This window comes from Vibrio ulleungensis (assembly GCF_016900875.1).
Taxonomy (GTDB): domain Bacteria; phylum Pseudomonadota; class Gammaproteobacteria; order Enterobacterales; family Vibrionaceae; genus Vibrio; species Vibrio ulleungensis.
The window spans coordinates 258,411-277,665 of record NZ_JAFEUM010000006.1; the positions used below are offsets into that span (position 1 = coordinate 258,411).

General features: G+C 46.0%; 15 protein-coding genes. All 15 read left to right on the forward strand.

What is annotated here, in order from left to right:
* The first annotated feature begins 13 nt into the window (after positions 1–13).
* The 15 genes from aroB to JQC93_RS15500 all read left to right on the forward strand — a co-directional run bounded on the left by aroB (position 14) and on the right by JQC93_RS15500 (position 19,012).
* Entirely contained in the window at positions 14–1,117 is a 1,104-nt protein-coding gene (aroB, locus tag JQC93_RS15430) for a 3-dehydroquinate synthase (protein ID WP_205159293.1), read from the forward strand.
* A gap of 45 nt (positions 1,118–1,162) precedes the next feature.
* Complete coding sequence (locus JQC93_RS15435; protein ID WP_205159294.1) at positions 1,163–2,668, forward strand: AAA family ATPase; 1,506 nt, start codon at positions 1,163–1,165, stop codon at positions 2,666–2,668.
* Positions 2,669–2,735: 67 nt separating this feature from the next.
* A complete protein-coding gene (locus tag JQC93_RS15440) occupies positions 2,736–3,572 on the forward strand; it encodes a Dam family site-specific DNA-(adenine-N6)-methyltransferase (protein WP_205159295.1) in 837 nt (278 codons plus the stop codon).
* A 26-nt stretch (positions 3,573–3,598) separates the two neighbouring features.
* On the forward strand, positions 3,599–4,270 hold the full coding sequence (gene rpe, locus JQC93_RS15445; protein WP_205159296.1) for a ribulose-phosphate 3-epimerase: 672 nt from the start codon (positions 3,599–3,601) through the stop codon (positions 4,268–4,270).
* A 6-nt stretch (positions 4,271–4,276) separates the two neighbouring features.
* Positions 4,277–4,969 (forward strand): phosphoglycolate phosphatase, encoded by a 693-nt coding sequence (locus JQC93_RS15450; RefSeq protein ID WP_205159297.1) that lies wholly within the window; start codon positions 4,277–4,279, stop codon positions 4,967–4,969.
* A 138-nt stretch (positions 4,970–5,107) separates the two neighbouring features.
* On the forward strand, positions 5,108–6,124 hold the full coding sequence (gene trpS / locus JQC93_RS15455) for a tryptophan--tRNA ligase (RefSeq protein ID WP_205159298.1): 1,017 nt from the start codon (positions 5,108–5,110) through the stop codon (positions 6,122–6,124).
* A gap of 291 nt (positions 6,125–6,415) precedes the next feature.
* On the forward strand, positions 6,416–7,417 hold the full coding sequence (locus JQC93_RS15460) for a diguanylate cyclase domain-containing protein (protein WP_205159299.1): 1,002 nt from the start codon (positions 6,416–6,418) through the stop codon (positions 7,415–7,417).
* Entirely contained in the window at positions 7,414–8,622 is a 1,209-nt protein-coding gene (locus JQC93_RS15465) for a transporter substrate-binding protein (protein ID WP_205159300.1), read from the forward strand. Before JQC93_RS15460 ends, JQC93_RS15465 begins: the two co-directional genes overlap by 4 nt.
* On the forward strand, positions 8,622–12,464 hold the full coding sequence (locus tag JQC93_RS15470) for a response regulator (protein ID WP_205159301.1): 3,843 nt from the start codon (positions 8,622–8,624) through the stop codon (positions 12,462–12,464). The genes JQC93_RS15465 and JQC93_RS15470 overlap by 1 nt, the downstream gene beginning before the upstream one ends.
* Positions 12,451–13,317 (forward strand): CheR family methyltransferase, encoded by an 867-nt coding sequence (locus tag JQC93_RS15475; RefSeq protein ID WP_205159302.1) that lies wholly within the window; start codon positions 12,451–12,453, stop codon positions 13,315–13,317. The genes JQC93_RS15470 and JQC93_RS15475 overlap by 14 nt, the downstream gene beginning before the upstream one ends.
* Positions 13,318–13,384: 67 nt before the next feature.
* On the forward strand, positions 13,385–13,963 hold the full coding sequence (locus JQC93_RS15480; protein ID WP_205159323.1) for an anthranilate synthase component II: 579 nt from the start codon (positions 13,385–13,387) through the stop codon (positions 13,961–13,963).
* Between the two features lie 345 nt (positions 13,964–14,308).
* Entirely contained in the window at positions 14,309–15,520 is a 1,212-nt protein-coding gene (locus tag JQC93_RS15485) for an aspartate aminotransferase family protein (protein WP_205159303.1), read from the forward strand.
* A 66-nt stretch (positions 15,521–15,586) separates the two neighbouring features.
* A complete protein-coding gene (gene astA / locus JQC93_RS15490; protein WP_205159304.1) occupies positions 15,587–16,606 on the forward strand; it encodes an arginine N-succinyltransferase in 1,020 nt (339 codons plus the stop codon).
* Positions 16,607–16,618: 12 nt separating this feature from the next.
* Complete coding sequence (gene astD, locus JQC93_RS15495; protein ID WP_205159305.1) at positions 16,619–18,079, forward strand: succinylglutamate-semialdehyde dehydrogenase; 1,461 nt, start codon at positions 16,619–16,621, stop codon at positions 18,077–18,079.
* A 138-nt stretch (positions 18,080–18,217) separates the two neighbouring features.
* Complete coding sequence (locus tag JQC93_RS15500) at positions 18,218–19,012, forward strand: DUF1338 domain-containing protein (RefSeq protein ID WP_205159306.1); 795 nt, start codon at positions 18,218–18,220, stop codon at positions 19,010–19,012.
* The last annotated feature ends 243 nt before the right edge of the window (positions 19,013–19,255 follow it).

Sequence of the window (19,255 nt, forward strand, 5' to 3'; positions counted from 1 at the left end):
AGGAGTGCAAACCATGGAAGAAATCAAAGTTGATTTAGGTGAGCGCAGTTATCCTATCTCTATAGGAGCCGGATTGTTTAACGATTCGGCTTTATTTTCATCTGCCTTTTCTAAAACGCCTGTTACAGCGCATCAGCACGTTGTGGTGATCAGTAATGTCACCGTAGCCCCACTGTATGCCGATAAAGTTGTTAAGCAATACCAATCACTTGGTGCAACAGTACATCTGCTTGAACTGGCTGACGGCGAACAATACAAATCTCTTACTACCTTTGAACAAGTTCTCAGCTTTTTGCTTGAGCGCAGCTTGAGTCGTGACGTACTTTTGGTGGCTCTTGGTGGCGGGGTAATTGGTGATTTGGTCGGTTTTTGTGCGGCAAGTTACCATCGCGGTGTTGACTTCGTGCAGATCCCAACCACGTTGTTGTCGCAAGTTGATTCTTCGGTAGGTGGAAAAACTGCAGTTAATCACCCTCTGGGTAAAAACATGATCGGCGCGTTTTACCAACCTAAGTCAGTCGTCATTGATATCGAGTGCTTAAATACACTTCCAGAACGAGAGTTTTCTGCCGGTATGGCGGAAGTGATCAAATATGGGATCATTGCTGATAGCGATTTTTTCGATTATTTGGAAGCTAATATCGATGCGCTAATGGCAAAAGATCCTGCGACATTGACTTATGCCATTGCCCGCTGCTGCCAAATTAAAGCTGATGTCGTTGCAGAAGACGAAAAAGAGTCAGGGGTTCGCGCGTTATTGAACCTTGGTCATACTTTTGGTCATGCGATTGAAGCTGAATTAGGGTATGGTAAATGGTTACATGGAGAGGCGGTATCTGCAGGGACGATGATGGCTGCTCAAGCGGCAAAATTGCAGTCAATGATTTCGACACAAGATGTTGATCGCATTGAGCAACTTTTGCTAAAAGCAGGCTTACCCGTGCACACACCTTCCTCTATGTCATATGACGATTTTATGCGTCATATGATGCGGGACAAAAAGGTTTTGGCAGGGCAACTGCGATTGATTTTACCCACTTCTATAGGAAGTGCGCAGGTTATCTCTACCACTCCAGAGTCGGTTATTAAGCAAGCAATAGAAGTAGGAAAACAGTAAGCCTTTGCGTACGTCTTGATTGACTGCGTTTAGGTGCAGTCAATCATGAATACCTTAGAGTTAGAGTCACAAACGCAGTTGTTGGATCGTTTGCGGTTGGTGACACGTTTTGGATCCAACTTTGTCTCTATGATCGGTGTCGAAGGCTCAGGTAAGACTTGGCTTGCGCAGCGCTATTTAGAGGTATGGGCGGCTGAAAAAAACCAATCTCTTCTACTTTGTCATAACTCTCAAACGGATGCAGAGCACCGCTCAATCATTCTTAGCCAGCTTTTTCGACAAGTTCGCTTTGACCCTTCCCGCCCACTTCTAGACGCATTTTTAGCTCAACTCGAAGATGAAAAGTGCGACATCGTCATTGTTGTGGACAATGCAGAACATCTTTCTCGAAACGTTATCTATGAACTAAATAGCTTAGTCTCTCAAGCCAATATTGAAGCTAAGTGGATGATAAACGTTGTATTGTTTACAAAAAGTCACACTTTACCTAAAGTGGTATCGGAGCTAACCAGTACGTCAAATTTCACCCCTTTAGAGATGGAAATTGATGCGCTCTCTGAACCTGAAAAAGAACGCTTTCTCGAATTTTTGGTTTACAAAACCATTCTCGATGAAGATATTCTAAAAGCGGCGCAGAGAGCGTCGTGGAACACGCCACCCAGACCAGGAGCGTTGATGGCCCTTATGGACAGTAAAAAGAAAAAGCAGGTGATCATTCGTTCAATCATCGCATCACCGATCAATATCGCCGCCATTATTGCACTGATTATTATCTTGCTGTTTGGGGGGTATTATTGGTTAACGCATCAGTCGACACCGGAAGAGTATGCGTTAGCGCTTGATGAAGAGGCTCGCAACATGGAGCGAGGCGGCTCAACGCTGGATGACTATGATGACAGGTCAAATCGCAGCGCAAGCGACGCTGGTTTTGATGTTGTGGAAGACAACACCTTGTTACCACCACCTATGTCGGATGTCACCGTGACGGTGGACGAGAACCTTGATGACCGGACAAGAGTCATTGTGCCTGACACCGTGGTGGATGCGTTAATAGAAGAGCAGCCTAATCCTGATACTACCGTGATTGATGATGCCATCGCCGATGCCACAGAGCAGGCAACCGATTCTAATGACGTGGAGGAGACGGTTGTCTCTGAAGCACCACCTGAGCCTGTTGTAGAGACGGTCGAAAAAGAGCAGCAACAAGAACAGCAAGCGCCGAGCGTGGTGATCACTTTTTCTTACGCTAGAGACGAGCTCAAAGCGGTCCCTAAAAACCACTATACGCTACAACTGGGTGCCATGAGTTCTCTAGAAGATGTTCAAGAGTTCATCAATGAGCATGAGTTGGATGGACAGGTGAGAATCTATCCAACGGTCCGTGGTGAGAAACAGTATTTCATGATTACCTATAAAGACTTCCAAACCATTCAGGCCGCGAGAGACTCTGTCTCTGAGTTGCCAGTAGAGGTGCAAGCTGTCGGCCCTTGGGCAAAATCAATGTTGCAAGTCCATAAAGAGATAGACGCAGAAAATAACAGTGAGAATTAGACGCAAAAATATGCTACATTCCGCGCTCTGCAGGGCACGTGTTCTTAATAGGTAATAGAAACAACACATGAAAAAACAGCGCGCTTTTTTAAAGTGGGCCGGCGGTAAGTACGGCTTGGTCGACGATATCCAGAAGCATCTACCTCCAGCTCGCAAATTGATTGAACCGTTTGTGGGTGCTGGCTCTGTATTTTTGAATACCGATTATGAACACTACCTGCTTGCAGATATTAATCCCGACCTGATTAATCTGTACAATTTGCTCAAAAACGATCCTGAGCAGTATATCTCTGAAGCCAAGCGCCTGTTTGAACCGCACTGCAACGATAAAGCCTTTTATCTCGATATGCGCGTGCAGTTTAATCAATCCACCGATCCTTTTTTCCGCTCGCTTGCGTTCTTGTACATGAACCGTTTTGGGTTCAATGGGTTGTGCCGATACAATAAAAAGGGCGGCTTTAACGTGCCTTTTGGCTCGTACAAAAAACCGTACTTCCCAGAAGATGAGCTGATTTTCTTTTCCGAGAAAGCCAAAAAGGCAACCTTTGTTTGCGAAAGCTATACAGAAACGTTTAAGCGTGCGCGCAAAGGCAGTGTGGTTTACTGCGATCCACCTTATGCACCGTTGTCGACTACCGCGAATTTCACCTCTTACGCAGGGAATGGGTTTAGTCTAGATGATCAAGCCGCTTTAGCGGATATAGCCGAGCGCACAGCATTTAAGCGCGATATTCCGGTGCTTATATCTAATCATGACACGACACTTACTCGCCGCCTATATCATGGTGCCGAGCTAAACGTCGTAAAAGTAAAGCGAACCATTAGCCGAAATGGTGGTGGTCGCAATAAAGTTGACGAGTTGCTGGCCTTGTTTGCTTCCAGTAACGCTTCTACCTCACCGTAAGGTTGCCACTCATATAGGAACTGACCATGAAAGAGTTTTTAATTGCCCCTTCTATTTTGTCTGCGGACTTTGCCCGCCTTGGTGAAGATGTAGAAAAAGTCCTCGCGGCCGGTGCCGATGTGGTTCACTTTGATGTGATGGACAATCATTACGTTCCAAACCTCACCTTTGGTGCGCCAGTGTGTAAAGCGCTTCGTGATTACGGCATCACTGCACCGATTGATGTGCATCTAATGGTGAAGCCGGTTGACAGAATCATCCCTGATTTTGCCAAAGCCGGTGCGACGATGATCACCTTCCATGTTGAAGCTTCAGAGCACGTTGATCGTACTTTACAACTAATTAAAGAAAATGGTTGTCAGGCAGGTGTGGTGCTTAACCCTGCTACACCGCTTAGCTGTCTTGATCACATTATGGATAAACTCGACCTAATCTTGTTGATGTCAGTGAACCCTGGCTTTGGTGGTCAGTCGTTTATTCCTGAAACGCTCAACAAACTGCGCGCTGTGAAAGAGCGCATCAATCAATCTGGTCGTGATATTCGACTAGAGATTGATGGTGGCGTAAAAGTGGATAATATTCACGAAATTGCCGAAGCAGGTGCGGATATGTTTGTTGCCGGCTCTGCTATCTTTAGTCAGCCAGACTATCAAGAAGTGATTGCTGAAATGCGCACTGAACTTGCGAAGGTGAAATAGTAGCCGATGTTTTCTGATATCCAATTTATTGTTTTCGATTTAGACGGCACTTTGCTCGACAGTGTGCCGGACCTTGCGATAGCGGCAGACAAAGCGGCACAGACCTTAGGTTATGCGCCGGTGAGTGAAGATCAGGTGCGCGACTACGTTGGCAATGGCGCTGATGTGTTGATTGGTCGTTCGTTGAGCCAGAGCCTGACGGTAAGTGATGAGCTCAGTGACGAGACTAAACGCGAAGCTCGTCGTCTGTTTGACCAGTTTTACGCCGAGACCCATCACCAGTTAAGTCGCTTATACCCTAATGTGGTCGATTCGTTAGCGCGTTTGCATGATGCGGGCATCCCACTCGCCATCGTCACCAATAAGCCATCGATGTTTGTGCCAGAGATACTAGAGCAGCACAACATTAAGGATTATTTTGTTGAGGTGTTAGGCGGTGACGCGTTTGAGCAGAAAAAGCCCAACCCAATTGCACTTAACCATTTGATGGAAAAGTACAGCATTAACCCAGAGCAGATGTTGATGGTCGGTGACTCAAAGAACGATATTTTGGCCGCAAAAAATGCCGGTTGTCATTCGTTTGGATTAACTTATGGTTACAATCACGGAGAACCAATTGCCAACGCGTCTCCCGATGTGGTTGCCGATGATGTGAGTGACGTTCTAGAGCTGTTAGGGCTAGCGCTGACTCAGAGCTAGTTATGAGCAGATAACTGGCTCTGCAGCGACTAAAATGTTTGGCAAGATACTCGCTAATGAGTACACTGACAAAACCGAGCTATTGGCTCGGTTTTCTACTATTTATCCGAATCAAATTTCTATTAAGGAAGCTTTGCTATGAGCAAACCCATTGTTTTGAGTGGTGTTCAACCCTCCGGTGAACTAAGTATTGGTAACTACTTGGGTGCTCTACGTCAATGGCAACAAATGCAGGACGACTACGATTGTCACTACTGCGTTGTAGACCTTCATGCAGTGACCGTTCGCCAAGATGCAGCCGCGCTTTACGAAGCAACGTTAGATGCTCTGGCTATTTGTCTGGCTGTTGGCGTCGATCCCAAGAAAAGCACACTGTTTGTGCAGTCGCATGTACCGGAGCACGCGCAATTGGGATGGCTTCTTAACTGTTACACGCAAATGGGTGAGCTGAATCGTATGACTCAGTTTAAAGATAAGTCTGCCCGTTACGCTAACGACGTCAATGTTGGCTTGTATGACTACCCAGTATTGATGGCAGCCGACATCTTGCTCTATGGCGCTCACCAAGTGCCTGTTGGCAGTGACCAAAAGCAGCACCTAGAGTTGGCGCGAGATATTGCGACGCGCTTTAACAACATTTATGGTCAAGAGACGCCTATCTTTGAAGTCCCTGAGCCGTATATTCCTAAGGTCAATGCACGTGTCATGAGCCTGCAAGACGCGACGAAGAAAATGTCGAAGTCTGATGACAATCGTAAAAACGTCATTACTTTGCTCGAAGATCCAAAATCAATCATCAAGAAAGTGAAGAAAGCGCAAACCGATACCGACACTCCACCTCGTATTGCTTACGATGTGGAAAATAAAGCCGGTATTGCCAACTTGATGGGGCTGTACTCTGCGGCGACAGGTAAAAACTTTGATGAAATTGAAGCCCAATACGCTGGCGTTGAAATGTATGGACCGTTTAAAAATGATGTTGGTGAAGCGCTTGTGTCAATGTTAGAACCTGTTCAGGCGGAGTATCAACGTATTCGTCAAGATCGCACGTTCCTCAACCAAGTGATGAAGCAAGGTGCCGATAAAGCATCAGAACGCGCCTCTATCGTTCTTAAGCAAGCTTATAAAGCAGTAGGGTTTGTCGAAAGAGTTTAGCGAAAGTCGATATTATTTAGACAAAACCAGCTTAATAACAAGCTGGTTTTTTTATGGGTGCTTTTTTGATTAACGAAGAAAAAGTGTGTTGCTACCCGCTAATCTATTGAATTCTTGTACTTTATTAGTGTGGTTTAACCAAAGATCGTGACAAAACTTTCGGGAGAGAAACAAGAGTTCAATTCTATATTTGCACACTGTATATATCGTTCGTTTTCTATACATACAATCCATTATTTTATCCCGTCACACTTGAGTAAAATGCTGAGCCTAATAAGGAAGGGGTATGGTATGAGCACACAAAGCCACTCAAGTAACGCAGACAATCGACCGCAAGTTTTAGTGATTGACGATATAGAAGCCAATCGACAAGCGATGCGCCGCGTACTAAAAAAGCTAGAAATAGACATTGTTGAAGCGGATTCCGGCGAGCAAGGATTATTGCAAGCTTTGTGCCGTCGCAACTTAGCTCTTGTGCTGCTCGACATTCAAATGCCTTCGATGGGAGGCTATGAAGTTGCTGAGTTTATGCAGCAAGATGAACGACTTCGTCACGTTCCTATTATTTTCCTTACCGCTTTCAATCAATCTGAAGCCAATATCCTCCAAGGGTATAAGGTCGGTGCTGTCGACTACATTCAAAAGCCAATTGTTACAGAGGTTCTGCTCTCTAAGGTGAAAATCTTCAGTGAGCTTTGGCAGTTAAAATCCTCCGCTGTTCGCGAACTTATGGAAAGAAAAGCGATCCAAAAGCGACTCGAGTATCTCGCAGAGTACGATGAACTAACGGGGTTGGTGAATCGTTCCTATTTGTTCTCCTATTTGGATCGAGAAATCAATCGAGCAAAACGTTACAGCACTAAGTTAGCGGTGATGTATATGGACCTCGATAACTTCAAGAGTGTGAATGATCGATTAGGCCATCAAGCGGGCGACAGGCTTCTTGCTGAAATGTCTAAAAGATTCAAAGGTTTATGCCGTTCAACGGACATTATCTCTCGACTGGGCGGGGATGAGTTTGTGTATGTATTTACTGATGTCACCGATGAAAAAGCGATAGAAGCAAAAGGACAGCAAGTGATTGAACAGTGCTCTATCAATGTCGAGCTTTCTTGCGGAGAGTCGGTCACTGTGGCTCCTAGTATCGGGATCAGTTTTTATCCAAGAGATGGCGAGGATGCCACTCAATTACTTGCGAGCGCTGACCAAGCTATGTTTTGTGCCAAACGCACTAAAGAGCAAGTGGTTGTGCACGGTGCACCCACTCATGGCGAGGAGGTCAAGTGCGCATGAAGCAAATAATGACGACGGCTTTACTTAGCCTGCTTTCTCTACTGAGTGGCTGCGAATATAGCACAGAGAAAAACAGTGTTCGCATTGGCGTCCTGCATAACTCTGAGGGAGAGTTTAGCCAAGATAATACAATGATGATCTCCGCAATTAAACTTGCGATTTCTGAAGTCAATCAGGAAGGCGGAGTTAATGGCCTTCCTGTCGAAATTGTCTATCGCGACGCGGCTAACTCTGACGGATTGTATGCACAGAAAATGCAGGAGCTACTCGGTGTAGAGAAGGTGAGAGCTGTGTTCGGTTGTCCTGATATTGAATGCCTAACTCAGTCAAAAGAACAGATTGAGGGCTCCAGCTCGATGTTGTTTTATGCGGGCGAAAGTATAGGGGGACACGTTTCCGACCGCATTTTTACCTTGAGTGCACTTCCTACGCAGATCTATCCTTTAGCGTTGAATTGGGCGCAGGAAAAGTTTGGGAAACGAGCGCTTTTTATTGCGAATAAAGAACGATACTCGATGTTTAATTATGTGTTTGCACAAAAGCAGTTGGAGATATTAGGTGGTGAGTTAAAATTATTGCTGCTCGATCCTGAAGACTTAAACGCCCACGCAAGCTACGCTCGTGTCATTGCCTCGTACAACCCTGATTTTGTGATTAATGCTATTTCTGGTCGGCAAAATCGTGAGCTATTCAGTGGCATTAAAACATCAGGGTTAGAGACTCCTATACTGTCAACCTCAATGACAGCGACAGCGTTAGAACATGTCAAATTGAACGACTTGCAGCATAGCTATGTTGTATCCTCTTATTTAATGAGTCATATGAGCAAAGTGAATCAGGCGTTCATCGATGACATGCAGCAGTTGACTCGCTCGACATTTATTCCTGCGTCTGCCGCAGCGAGCTATACCGCCGTTAAGCTGTGGGCGAACACTGCGCGCAATGCAGGTACCGTAGACTCTGATTTTTTGATCAGTGCTATCGATTTGGAAAGCCACTCCAGCCCATCTGGAATCATCATCGTAGACAATAACAATCAGTCAACATGGCGAAGAATGTATATTGGGCAGTACAAAGCCAATGGGCATACCGATATTGTTTGGCAGTCGAGCAAAAGTATCCAACCCCTTCTATTGCCCGCAATTAAAGATGAAGCCATGTGGACTAAGCTTATCAACGGCCCACTGAATGTGGAGGCGCTTTGATGAAACAAATCCGCGCTTACTTCTTAGTCAGCTTTATTATTATTGGTGCGATTCCAATGTTGATTCTATCTGGTTTAAATATCGTATCGACGTATTACAACTCTGAACACAATGCTACTCAGTTATTAATGCTGCAAGCCAAAGAGAAAGCTCAAAATATAGAGTCCTTGTTGGATAACAAACGGAATCAGCTGTCGGAGTTTTCCCGCTATGGCCCATTACTTGATGTACTAGAAAGTAGCTTGTACTTGCCGGAGAATGAAACGGCAAATGACATCACCTTTAGCCATTTGGCCCCTAGGATCGATAGTTTTGTTATCGAGAAAGATGTGCATGACATACTCATCATTAATCGGAATGGCGATATCGTTTACAGCGCGCAAGACGATAATGTTATGGGGGAAAATATAGACGATCCTCTGTTTAAAGGCAGCTCACTCAAACGGTCCGTGCAAAACGCACTGCAGTTACTAGATCCTGAAGTCACCCCCTTTGAGCTTTATACCCCGACGGGTGAATACAGCAGTTTCGTTATCGTTCCTGTTATTTCAAATACGACGAGACTCGGTGTTGTAGCGCTAAGGCTATCTCATCAAGGCATTGAAGAGGTCGTACAACGATTTTACGGTTTCGCATCGGGCGAGGTTGAATTGGCGCGAAGAATCGATCGAAAACAGGCGATCTCAGTCGCGGAGCTCCCTGGCGCCGACCTGAACGCCTTTGAGTATACGTTCGACTTGACCACCGAACAGAGCTTGATGAATAAGGCGCTCTCTGGAACCTCAAACATAGGAACCGGAATCGATTATCGTGGTAATAAGGTCTACGCGGCGTGGCGATACATCCCCAGTATGGACCTAGGGATTGTTGCAAAAGCTGATGTAGAAGAAGCGCAAGCCGACACCTTTAGCTTACTAAAAATGGCCTCTTCCATTCTTATTCTCTTTATAGTGGTGATTATTGGTGTTGGACGCTTTCTTGGTAATCAAATCTCGAGACCGATACAGGCGCTATCGAATGGGGCTAAAAAGGTTGAACAAGGGGATTATGGGCATCGAGTCAGTGTTGTCGCCGATAATGAACTGAAAACGCTCGCAAACTCATTTAATTCTATGATGGAATGGATGGAAGAGGCGACATTACAAGCACAGTTGCACGCTCAAAATCAAAAACTGCACCTTGAGCTTGCGGATCTTAGTACGCAACACTCGACGACGCAGTCGCAGTCTAAAGTCATCTTGAAGTTTTTTACCCGCTACCTTAGGTGTGAAATTGGTGCATTTTATAGTTGCCGCCAACAGAATAACCAGTGGCAACTATACGCCTCCATCGGCACTAAAAGCAATACTCTTCAACAGTATCTCGAACCAGGAGATGGCATGGTTGGTGAGGTGATACTCGCTCAACAACCGCGGATTATTCAACTTGGAAAAAATTCGCAAGCGCCAACGCTGTCTACGGGTACGCAAAGCGCTCAGGCAAGCGAAGTATTAATTTTCCCGGTCATTTATCAAGGAAAAACGGTCCACATTTTAGAGTTTGCGGGTACCAATGGATTTTCTCAGGACGATATTGAGTTGCTGGAGTCATTCTCTGAGCGTATCGCATTGACGATACTGTCTACCGCGAATAACGAAGGTGTTGCTGAGCTTCTTGCCGAAACACAAGCGCAATCAGAAGAGTTACAAGTACAGCAAGACGAGCTAAAAGAAATTAATGACTCTTTGGCTAAGCAGGGGCGTGACTTGCACGAACAATCGAAAAAATTGATCGCGCAGAAAGAAGAAATAGAGTTAAAAGCGGCTCAATTAGAAGAGAGTGGTCGCTACAAGTCTCAGTTTTTAGCCAACATGTCACACGAGCTTCGTACGCCACTCAATAGCATGCTAATTCTGTCAAAGTCGCTAGCAGACAACGAGGAAGGCTTATTGCCAGATGAAGATGTTGAAGCGGCGTCCATCATTCATCAAAGTGGTGCTCATTTGCTGCTGTTGATCAACGATATCTTGGACTTGTCCAAAATTGAATCGGGTAAAATGGACGTTAGGATCAGTGCCTTTGAGTGCCATGAGCTAAAAGACCGATTGTTTAATCACTTCAACCACATGGCTGAAGACAAAAACTTGGACTATTCAGTGCATATCTCCGACACGGTTGCGCCAGTGTTAGTGCAAGATTTTCAACGCGTTCTGCAGGTCGCAACGAACTTGATAGGAAATGCCATTAAGTTTACTGAAGAAGGCTCAGTCAAAGTAGAGCTCGAGCAAGATGGCGGCCAACTGTTTTTAAGTGTAGAAGATACAGGTTGTGGCATAGATGCCACGCAATTAAATTCGGTGTTTGAGGCGTTCACCCAAGCCGATGGTAGTTTAGATCGTAGGCACAGCGGCTCGGGATTAGGACTGACGATCAGTAAACAGCTTGCTACTTTATTAGACGGTGAACTAACGGTCCAGAGTCGCCTGAATCACGGTAGTCGCTTTGTGTTGAGCGTTCCGTTAGGCGAATTGAGCGATTGCTTGCCTTTGTCGAGCGAGAAAATGGCTGTAAATACAATGGCGATATCGTCAACTTCATCGTATACGACAAATGATAATGTAGTGGTTGATACTGATCAGTCATTACAAAGCTTGCTGCCCATTGAAAGCGAAGACAGTCACTCAATCGAGTTCCTTGTGTTGAGTGAAGATGAAATTTTAGCCAGTCAATTAACCCGTCGCTGCCTAGAAAAGGGCTTTAACGTCAGTGGTGTTCAGACTGTAAATCAGGCGCTTCAATGGGTATCTGAACAAACCGTTGATGCAGTCATCGTAGATAACATGGTACCTGGTCGCGTTGATAAGAACATCGCATACAGTCTTAAAGCCGCATCAATGAACGCGAATCTAAATGTTCATCTATTGTCAGACGAAACAATTGAACATCAAACTGATGTGCTGAAGCAGTTGGGGACGCATTTGGTAGGCGCTACTGATTCAAGCATTACGGCAGCGACTGTTTTAGTTGTAGAAGACAGTCTGAGTGGATTTGCGGCGACGAAGCGACTGCTAAAAGATCTTCCACTAGAGCTGCGGCATGTCGCGAGTGCAGAGTTGGCGTTTGAGGTAATAGAGCAAGAGAGCATGGACTTGTTACTTCTCGATCTTGGGCTCCCGGGCATGTCAGGGTTCGAGTTCTTGACGGCAGCGCTTGAGCAGAACATAAGCTTACCGCAAATCATGGTCTATACAGGGCGCGATCTTAGCGAGTCCGAGCTTGATATACTTAATAAGTTTACTGATAAAGTCATCATAAAGTCCGGATTGTCGATGCAGCGCCTACTCGAAGAAGTTGAACTCTTTGTCGACAGTTATCAGCACGCGTCGAGGTCAATGAACAAGACTGAGCAGCCACTTGCATTAGTACCAACAACCGAGTCTCACTTGGGTATTCATGATCTTGGGGATATAGCTGAACGCTTGAAAGATAAGCAGTTGCTGCTAGTGGATGATGATGTAAGAAACACTTTCTCGTTGGCCAAGGTGTTGCGAACCAAAGGTTTAATTGCCCATATCGCCTCCAATGGGGCTGATGCTCTAGAGCAAATCTCAACAAACCCAGAAATTGATTTGGTGCTGCTCGATATCATGATGCCAGTGATGGACGGTTATGAAGTGCTTCATCAGGTTCGTAATGTTATGAAAAATAATGACATTCCAATAATAGCCTTGACGGCTAGTGGCATGCCGGACGTTCGAGAAAAGTGTTTGCAGGCAGGAGCAAATAACTACGTGATGAAGCCGATAATCGATATGGATAATTTTGTTGAACTACTGGCTCAGTACCTTCATGTCGGAGAATGAGGTTAATAGTGCAATAGCCAGCTCTTGGTTAGATGAGCCGCTTAGCGAAGAAAAAAACATTGAGATGTCGCTCCTATTGACGGTCTTGGATGAGCATTTTGGTTATAGCTTTCGCTATTACAGTAAGAACAGTCTTGCTCGATCCTTTGCTCGAGCTTGCAGCAAATTTGGTCTTGAGCACATGAGTGATCTCATTCCTATACTGCTTCATCAACCGCGTCGCCTCGACGAAGTGATTGATGCGATTACGGTTAACTACACTCAGTTGTATCGAGAGCCGAAATCTTGGTTGAGCTTTGCCCAATCGATATTGCCGCGACTCTACTCCTATCCTAGCCTTAATATATGGATAGCTGGGTGCTCTACCGGTGAAGAAATCTATTCACTAATGATCCTGCTTGATGAGCATAATTTGCTAGGGAGAAGTAACATTACCGCAACCGATATTAATCCTTGGGTACTGGAAACTGCCGCCAGCGGAGTTCTAAGCCAATCCCTTAATCAAAAAGACAGGGACGCCTATCAACAAAGTGGTGGAAAAGAGAACCTCGATGATTATTTTGTTGGGGGGAGGGAGTTGATAACGCCGCTTAAGCGTAGCTTAGAATCCGTCACCTTTAAGGTGCATGATCTTTGCCAAGGCCCACCGATGGAAGGGATGCACTTAGTACTGTGTCGTAATGTGTTGATTTACTTTACTCGAGAAAAGCAGAAACAAGTGGTGATGGATCTAGAGAATAGTTTGGTTCCGCTTGGGTATTGTTGTTTAGGCCAAAAAGAGAGGTTTATGCAGCACCAGGGCGGACTGAAACCTCTTGTCGAAACACAAGGGTGGTACAAGCGCTTCAGGTAGAGACATTGTCTACTTAGATGGGTATAGTTCTGTAACTTTTCGTGCTTGAATGACTATTACGGACACCATGTTACTGATTATCGATAACTACGACTCCTTTACCTACAACCTTTATCAATATTTCTGTGAGTTAGGTGTTGAGCCTATCGTGATCCGTAATGATGCCATTACCCTACAAGGTGTCATTGACCTGAATCCAAGTCACATTGTTATTTCGCCTGGTCCATGTACGCCGGATCAATCAGGGGTTTCTTTAGAGGTGATCCGCGAGTTCTCGGATAAAATTCCATTGTTAGGCGTCTGCCTTGGGCATCAATCCATTGCACAAGTCTTTGGTGCAAAGGTGACGCGAGCACGAAAACCAGTCCACGGGAAAACCTCCAAAATCAATCATACCGACGCAGGTCTATTCGCACAGCTGAATCATCCATTGACTGTTACGCGATACCACTCTTTAATTGTAGACAGAGAGTCCTTACCCGACGATTTCATAATCACTGCTTGGAGCGAAACAGACGCCGGTGAGTTTGATGAAATTATGGGCATTGCCCATAAAACGCTCCCACTGCACGGCGTGCAGTTCCATCCAGAATCGATCAAGACTGAACAAGGGCATCAGCTGTTGGGCAATTTCTTGCGCTTGTGATCTCACAATTCAGAAAGAAATTTTCGCGGCTCTCAAAGAAAAGAGCTGTGAAAACTTATTCAACCGCCTGTTCTTTCCCGATCGTCAAAAACTTGTTGTAGCTAGGCTTAGACTTTTTTTGTGACTTTTTTCAAGAAAACGCTTCATAATTGTGAATAACTGGTGCATAAATAGTCATGCAGGGTTCGAAAGTCGTGTTTTTTCCAAAGTATAAATATGGCTTCTGCTATTGAATTAGTTAATAAATTGTAAATACAATGCGCGGGCAGAATAATGTTTCGCCTTCAAAGGTGAAGGCAGAGACCTGTCCGTATTCGGTCCGGTCGAGTTAAGAAGGAATGTGCGATGACAGCAAAACACGAAGTAAATCGAGCTCAGTTTGATGAGGTAATGGTCCCTTGTTATAACCCAATGGAAATCATTCCAGTTCGAGGCGAAGGTTCGCGCATTTGGGATCAGCAAGATAAAGAATACATCGACTTTGCTGGTGGTATCGCCGTTAGCTGTTTAGGTCACTGTCACCCTGCGATGGTGAAAGCATTAACGGAACAGGGCAACAAATTGTGGCACCTCAGTAATGTGATGACCAATGAGCCAGCATTACGCTTAGCCAAGAAACTGACAGAAGTTAGTTTTGCAGAAAAAGTCTTTTTTGCTAACTCAGGTGCTGAAGCCAATGAAGCCGCGCTCAAACTAGCACGTCGCTGGGCCGCTGATGTTCATGGCGAAGAAAAATCTGAAATCATAGCTTTTAAGCAAGGCTTCCATGGTCGTACTTTTTTCACTGTTACCGTTGGTGGACAAGCGGCGTACTCGGATGGCTTTGGTCCTAAACCTGGTGATGTGACACACTTGCCTTACAACGATGTTGATGCGCTGGCCGCCCATATCTCGGACAAAACCTGCGCCATTATGATGGAGCCGCTGCAAGGTGAAGGCGGCATCGTCAGTCCTACTCCAGAATTTGTCCAAGCGGTACGTGAATTGTGCGATAAGCACAATGCCCTGCTGATATTTGATGAAGTTCAAACCGGTAACGGTCGTACAGGCGAGTTTTATGCCTATCAAGGCCTAGGCATTACCCCAGATATTCTAAGTACCGCAAAATCCCTAGGCGGTGGCTTTCCGATCGGTGCAATGTTAACAACAACCGAGCTAGCGCAGCACATGAAAGTGGGCACCCATGGCTCGACATACGGCGGGAACCCATTGGCGTGTGCGGTTGCTGAAGCTGTGGTTGATGTGATTGCTCAGCCAGAAACCTTAGCAGGTGTTAAGCAACGTGAAGCGCTATTTCGACAAGGACTAGAAACCATTAATGCTAAATACGGCCTGTTTGAAGAAATTCGCGGCAAAGGGCTTCTAATTGGCGCTGCACTGAATGAACAGTGGCAAGGCCGAGCTCGTGACGTACTTGTTGCGGCTGGAAAAGAAGGTCTAATGGTCCTGGTTGCCGGCGCAAATGTCGTTCGTTTTACTCCGTCATTGGTGATCACTGAAGACGAAATTAATCAAGGCTTGGCTCGTTTAGACAAAGCTATTTCCACACTAGTCTAATTTAGCGCCGCCCAGCAATACCAAGGGCTACTCGTTAGCCCTTTTTACATCAAGGAGGAAGTAGAGATGCTTGTCGTCCGTCCTATATCAATGTCCGACTACGATGCGCTGCACACCTGCGCCGTAGAATCTGGCCATGGCTTTACGTCACTGCCTGTGAACGAAGAGCTACTGACCAACAGAATCACCCATTCAGAATACAGTTTTGCAAAAGGCGAAATCACCGAGCCAGGCGATGAAGGTTATCTTATGGTGGGAGTCGATTCCGACTCTGGAGAGGTTGCAGGTACCACTGGTATTGAAGGTGCCATCGGTTGGGATGTCCCTTTTTATTCGTATCATATCAGCAAGGTTGTGCACTCATCGCCAAAGCTTGGGGTGAATAACGTTGTAAAACTACTTACCTTTGGCAATAACTACACAGGATGCAGTGAAATTTGTACGCTGTTTTTGCGTCCAGACTTTCGTAAAGGGCTGAATGGCCGTTTAATGTCTAAGTGTCGATTTCTGATGATGGCAGAACACCCGCACCGTTTCTCTAAAACGATCTTTGCCGAAATGCGTGGTGTGTCTGACGATGACGGTAACTCGCCATTTTGGCAGTGGCTTCAAGAGCACTTTTTCTCTATCGACTTCACCTTGGCTGATTACTTAACGGGTATAGGTAAAAAGGGTTTCATTGCGGACCTGATGCCAAAGTTGCCGATTTACATCAACTTGCTCAGCCCTGAAGCGCAAGCGGTAATAGGGAAGGTTCATGACAACACCATTCCGGCACTTAAGCTTTTAGAGCGTGAGGGGTTCACCTGTCGCGATTACGTCGACATCTTTGATGGTGGCCCTACGGTGGAGTGTGATCTACGCAATATTGAGTCGGTGCGTCATTCATTTCGTGCCAAAGTGAAAGTTGCTGAGCATGTTAGCTCGCAAGACTACTTAATGTGTAATAGCTCATTCGAGAATTTCCGCGCCGTTGCGACAAAAGCGGCCTATGACGCCGCCAGTGGTAGCGCCATCATCACCCCTGAAGCGGCGGATGCACTGCAAGTGCAACAAGGCGATATGATTCGTCTGCTAGCTCAATAACGGAGAGAAAACATGACACAATGGATTGCTGGAGAGTGGCAAGCTGGACTTGGTGAGCCTATGCATTCGCTCGCCCCGTATGATGACTCGGTAGTTTGGGAAGGGTTAACCGCAACCCCACCGCAAGTTGAACTCGCAGTGAGCGCGGCGAGAAGCGCATTTATTGAATGGAAAAAACGTCCTTTTAGTGAGCGCGAACAAGTGGTGCTGTCATTTGCGAAAAAGGTGAAAGAGCACGCCGAAACGATTGCCGAAGTGATTGCCAAAGAAACCGGAAAGCCGATTTGGGAAACACGCACTGAAGCGGCTGCGATGGCAGGAAAAATCGCTATATCAATTCGAGCCTATCAAGAACGAACCGGTGAAAAACAGCGTGAAGCGGCAGGCAATCAAATTGTATTGCGTCACCGCCCTCTCGGTGTAATGGCGGTATTTGGCCCGTATAACTTCCCTGGGCATTTGCCTAATGGACACATTGTTCCTGCGCTTTTGGCGGGTAACACAGTGGTATTTAAACCGTCTGAACAAACCCCTTGGATGGGCGAGTTGGCCATGAAACTGTGGGAGGAAGCGGGTTTACCAAAAGGGGTGATTAACCTTGTACAGGGTGCCAAGGAAACCGGCATTGCGTTGGCTCAATCCAAAGGCATTGATGGGTTGCTGTTTACAGGTAGTGCCAATACAGGGCATCTTTTGCATCAGCAGTTCGCTGGTCAACCTGGAAAAATGCTGGCCTTAGAAATGGGCGGCAACAACCCGTTGGTCATCTCTGAGTCGATGGGTGATTTAGATGCCGCGGTTTACACCATCATTCAATCTGCGTTTATTAGTGCAGGTCAGCGCTGTACGTGCGCCAGAAGGCTGTACGTACCCCTTGGTGATAAAGGTGATGCTTTACTGGATAAGCTTGTGAGTGCAACAGCGCAAATCCGCATTGATCAGCCTTTTGCCGAACCCGCACCTTTTATGGGACCACAAATCTCTAAGCAAGCTGTGCAAGTCATATTGGACGCGCAAACCAATCTACAGAGTTTGGGTGGAAGCAGCCTCTTAGAAGCGAAAGCCATGAGCGCAGCTTTTGTATCCCCAGCCATCATTGATGTTACGGCAATCGAGTCGTTACCCGATGAAGAGTACTTTGGGCCACTATTGCAAGTGGTGCGTTACGACTCTTTAGAGCAAGCCGTCACCTTAGCCAACGACACTCGTTTTGGTCTGTCTGCTGGCCTCATTTCTACGGTAGATGCCGAGTGGGACTATTTTGTCGATCACATTCGAGCGGGCATTGTAAATCGTAATCGACAGCTTACTGGAGCGAGCGGTGATGCACCGTTTGGCGGACCAGGTGCGTCAGGTAACTTGCGTCCAAGTGCGTATTACGCTGCGGATTACTGTGCCTACCCAATGGCGTCAATGGAAGGGCAGGATACACTGCTCCCAGAGACACTAGCGCCAGGTATTACCTTAAAATAATTAAAAAATCGTCACAGGTTGTGTGGCTGCTTGCCTAAAAACATTACATCGTAAGCAGTCACCTCTAATTTAAAGATACTCTTTACCCTACATTAATGGACCACAACAACACTATAAGGGTCCTAAAAGGAGTCAACGATGACCTCACCCTCGACTTTGTTTGATCCACTCTGGCGTGACTATATCGCGCGTCTTTGCCCTTCTGCCGAAAAAGTTCATCAACTGCTGATTGAAGGCGAGGCATTGATTAACGACCATATCGCATTACGCACCTTTAATCTTGAACCGGTAAACCTTGAGACATTGGCCAAGCCTTTTTTGGATGTCGGCTATCAAGCAAAAGGGGACTACCTTTTCGAATCTAAACACTTGGTTGCAAAGCATTTTGAGCATCCTGATCCTTCCCAGCCTAAGGTCTTTATTAGTGAGCTCAAGGTAGAAGAGTGCTCAGAAGCGCTTCAGAGGATAGTGACAAGCTTAGTGGCTCAAGTTGATATTGCGGCCATAAACACACCAGACTTTTTGTGGGGTGGGCGCTTGTGGGACCTCAGTGCGGCGGATTACCAATTATTGGCTAAAGAAAGTGAGTATGCGGCTTGGTTGGCCGCGCATGGTTATGGCGCTAATCACTTTACCGTCAGCGTTAATCAGCTAAATGCGTATTCTGAAGTTGTCGAAGTGAACGCAGCGCTACGAGATGCTGGGTTTGTTATTAATGAAGCGGGTGGTGAAGTGAAAGGCAGTCCCGATGTTTTGCTGGAACAATCATCGACTATGGCAGACCGAGTCGATGTCGCGTTTAAAGACAGCAATGAGCAGATACCGGGTGGCTTTTACGAGTTTGCAAAACGTTATCCAATGGCGGGCGGTGAACTTTATCAAGGCTTTGTGGCTGCATCCGCAGATAAAATTTTTGAAAGCACTAACCAGTAAGTGAAGTCCGCAATGTGTGTTGATTAATCATTTAGGGATAAATCGACACCTTGACGAGAAGAAACACCCTAGGAGGATTGGGTTCAGCCCCGCTCCTTTAGGCAAAAAAAAACCACCCAATTGAACTGACCCCCAATAGTTGGACACCAATTATTGGGGGTCTTTTTATGTCCAAATACAGCAGAGCATTAAAATGCTCTATAGCTAAACAATATCTACAAGGCGAAGGTTCATCTGAAGAGC

Excerpts from the sequence above, each read along its gene's own strand:
- aroB (WP_205159293.1), top strand. The coding sequence starts at position 14 with ATGGAAGAAATCAAAGTTGATTTAGGTGAGCGCAGTTATCCTATCTCT.
- JQC93_RS15435 (WP_205159294.1), top strand. The coding sequence starts at position 1,163 with ATGAATACCTTAGAGTTAGAGTCACAAACGCAGTTGTTGGATCGTTTG.
- JQC93_RS15440 (WP_205159295.1), top strand. The coding sequence starts at position 2,736 with ATGAAAAAACAGCGCGCTTTTTTAAAGTGGGCCGGCGGTAAGTACGGC.
- rpe (WP_205159296.1), top strand. The coding sequence starts at position 3,599 with ATGAAAGAGTTTTTAATTGCCCCTTCTATTTTGTCTGCGGACTTTGCC.
- JQC93_RS15450 (WP_205159297.1), top strand. The coding sequence starts at position 4,277 with ATGTTTTCTGATATCCAATTTATTGTTTTCGATTTAGACGGCACTTTG.
- trpS (WP_205159298.1), top strand. The coding sequence starts at position 5,108 with ATGAGCAAACCCATTGTTTTGAGTGGTGTTCAACCCTCCGGTGAACTA.
- JQC93_RS15460 (WP_205159299.1), top strand. The coding sequence starts at position 6,416 with ATGAGCACACAAAGCCACTCAAGTAACGCAGACAATCGACCGCAAGTT.
- JQC93_RS15465 (WP_205159300.1), top strand. The coding sequence starts at position 7,414 with ATGAAGCAAATAATGACGACGGCTTTACTTAGCCTGCTTTCTCTACTG.
- JQC93_RS15470 (WP_205159301.1), top strand. The coding sequence starts at position 8,622 with ATGAAACAAATCCGCGCTTACTTCTTAGTCAGCTTTATTATTATTGGT.
- JQC93_RS15475 (WP_205159302.1), top strand. The coding sequence starts at position 12,451 with ATGTCGGAGAATGAGGTTAATAGTGCAATAGCCAGCTCTTGGTTAGAT.
- JQC93_RS15480 (WP_205159323.1), top strand. The coding sequence starts at position 13,385 with ATGTTACTGATTATCGATAACTACGACTCCTTTACCTACAACCTTTAT.
- JQC93_RS15485 (WP_205159303.1), top strand. The coding sequence starts at position 14,309 with ATGACAGCAAAACACGAAGTAAATCGAGCTCAGTTTGATGAGGTAATG.
- astA (WP_205159304.1), top strand. The coding sequence starts at position 15,587 with ATGCTTGTCGTCCGTCCTATATCAATGTCCGACTACGATGCGCTGCAC.
- astD (WP_205159305.1), top strand. The coding sequence starts at position 16,619 with ATGACACAATGGATTGCTGGAGAGTGGCAAGCTGGACTTGGTGAGCCT.
- JQC93_RS15500 (WP_205159306.1), top strand. The coding sequence starts at position 18,218 with ATGACCTCACCCTCGACTTTGTTTGATCCACTCTGGCGTGACTATATC.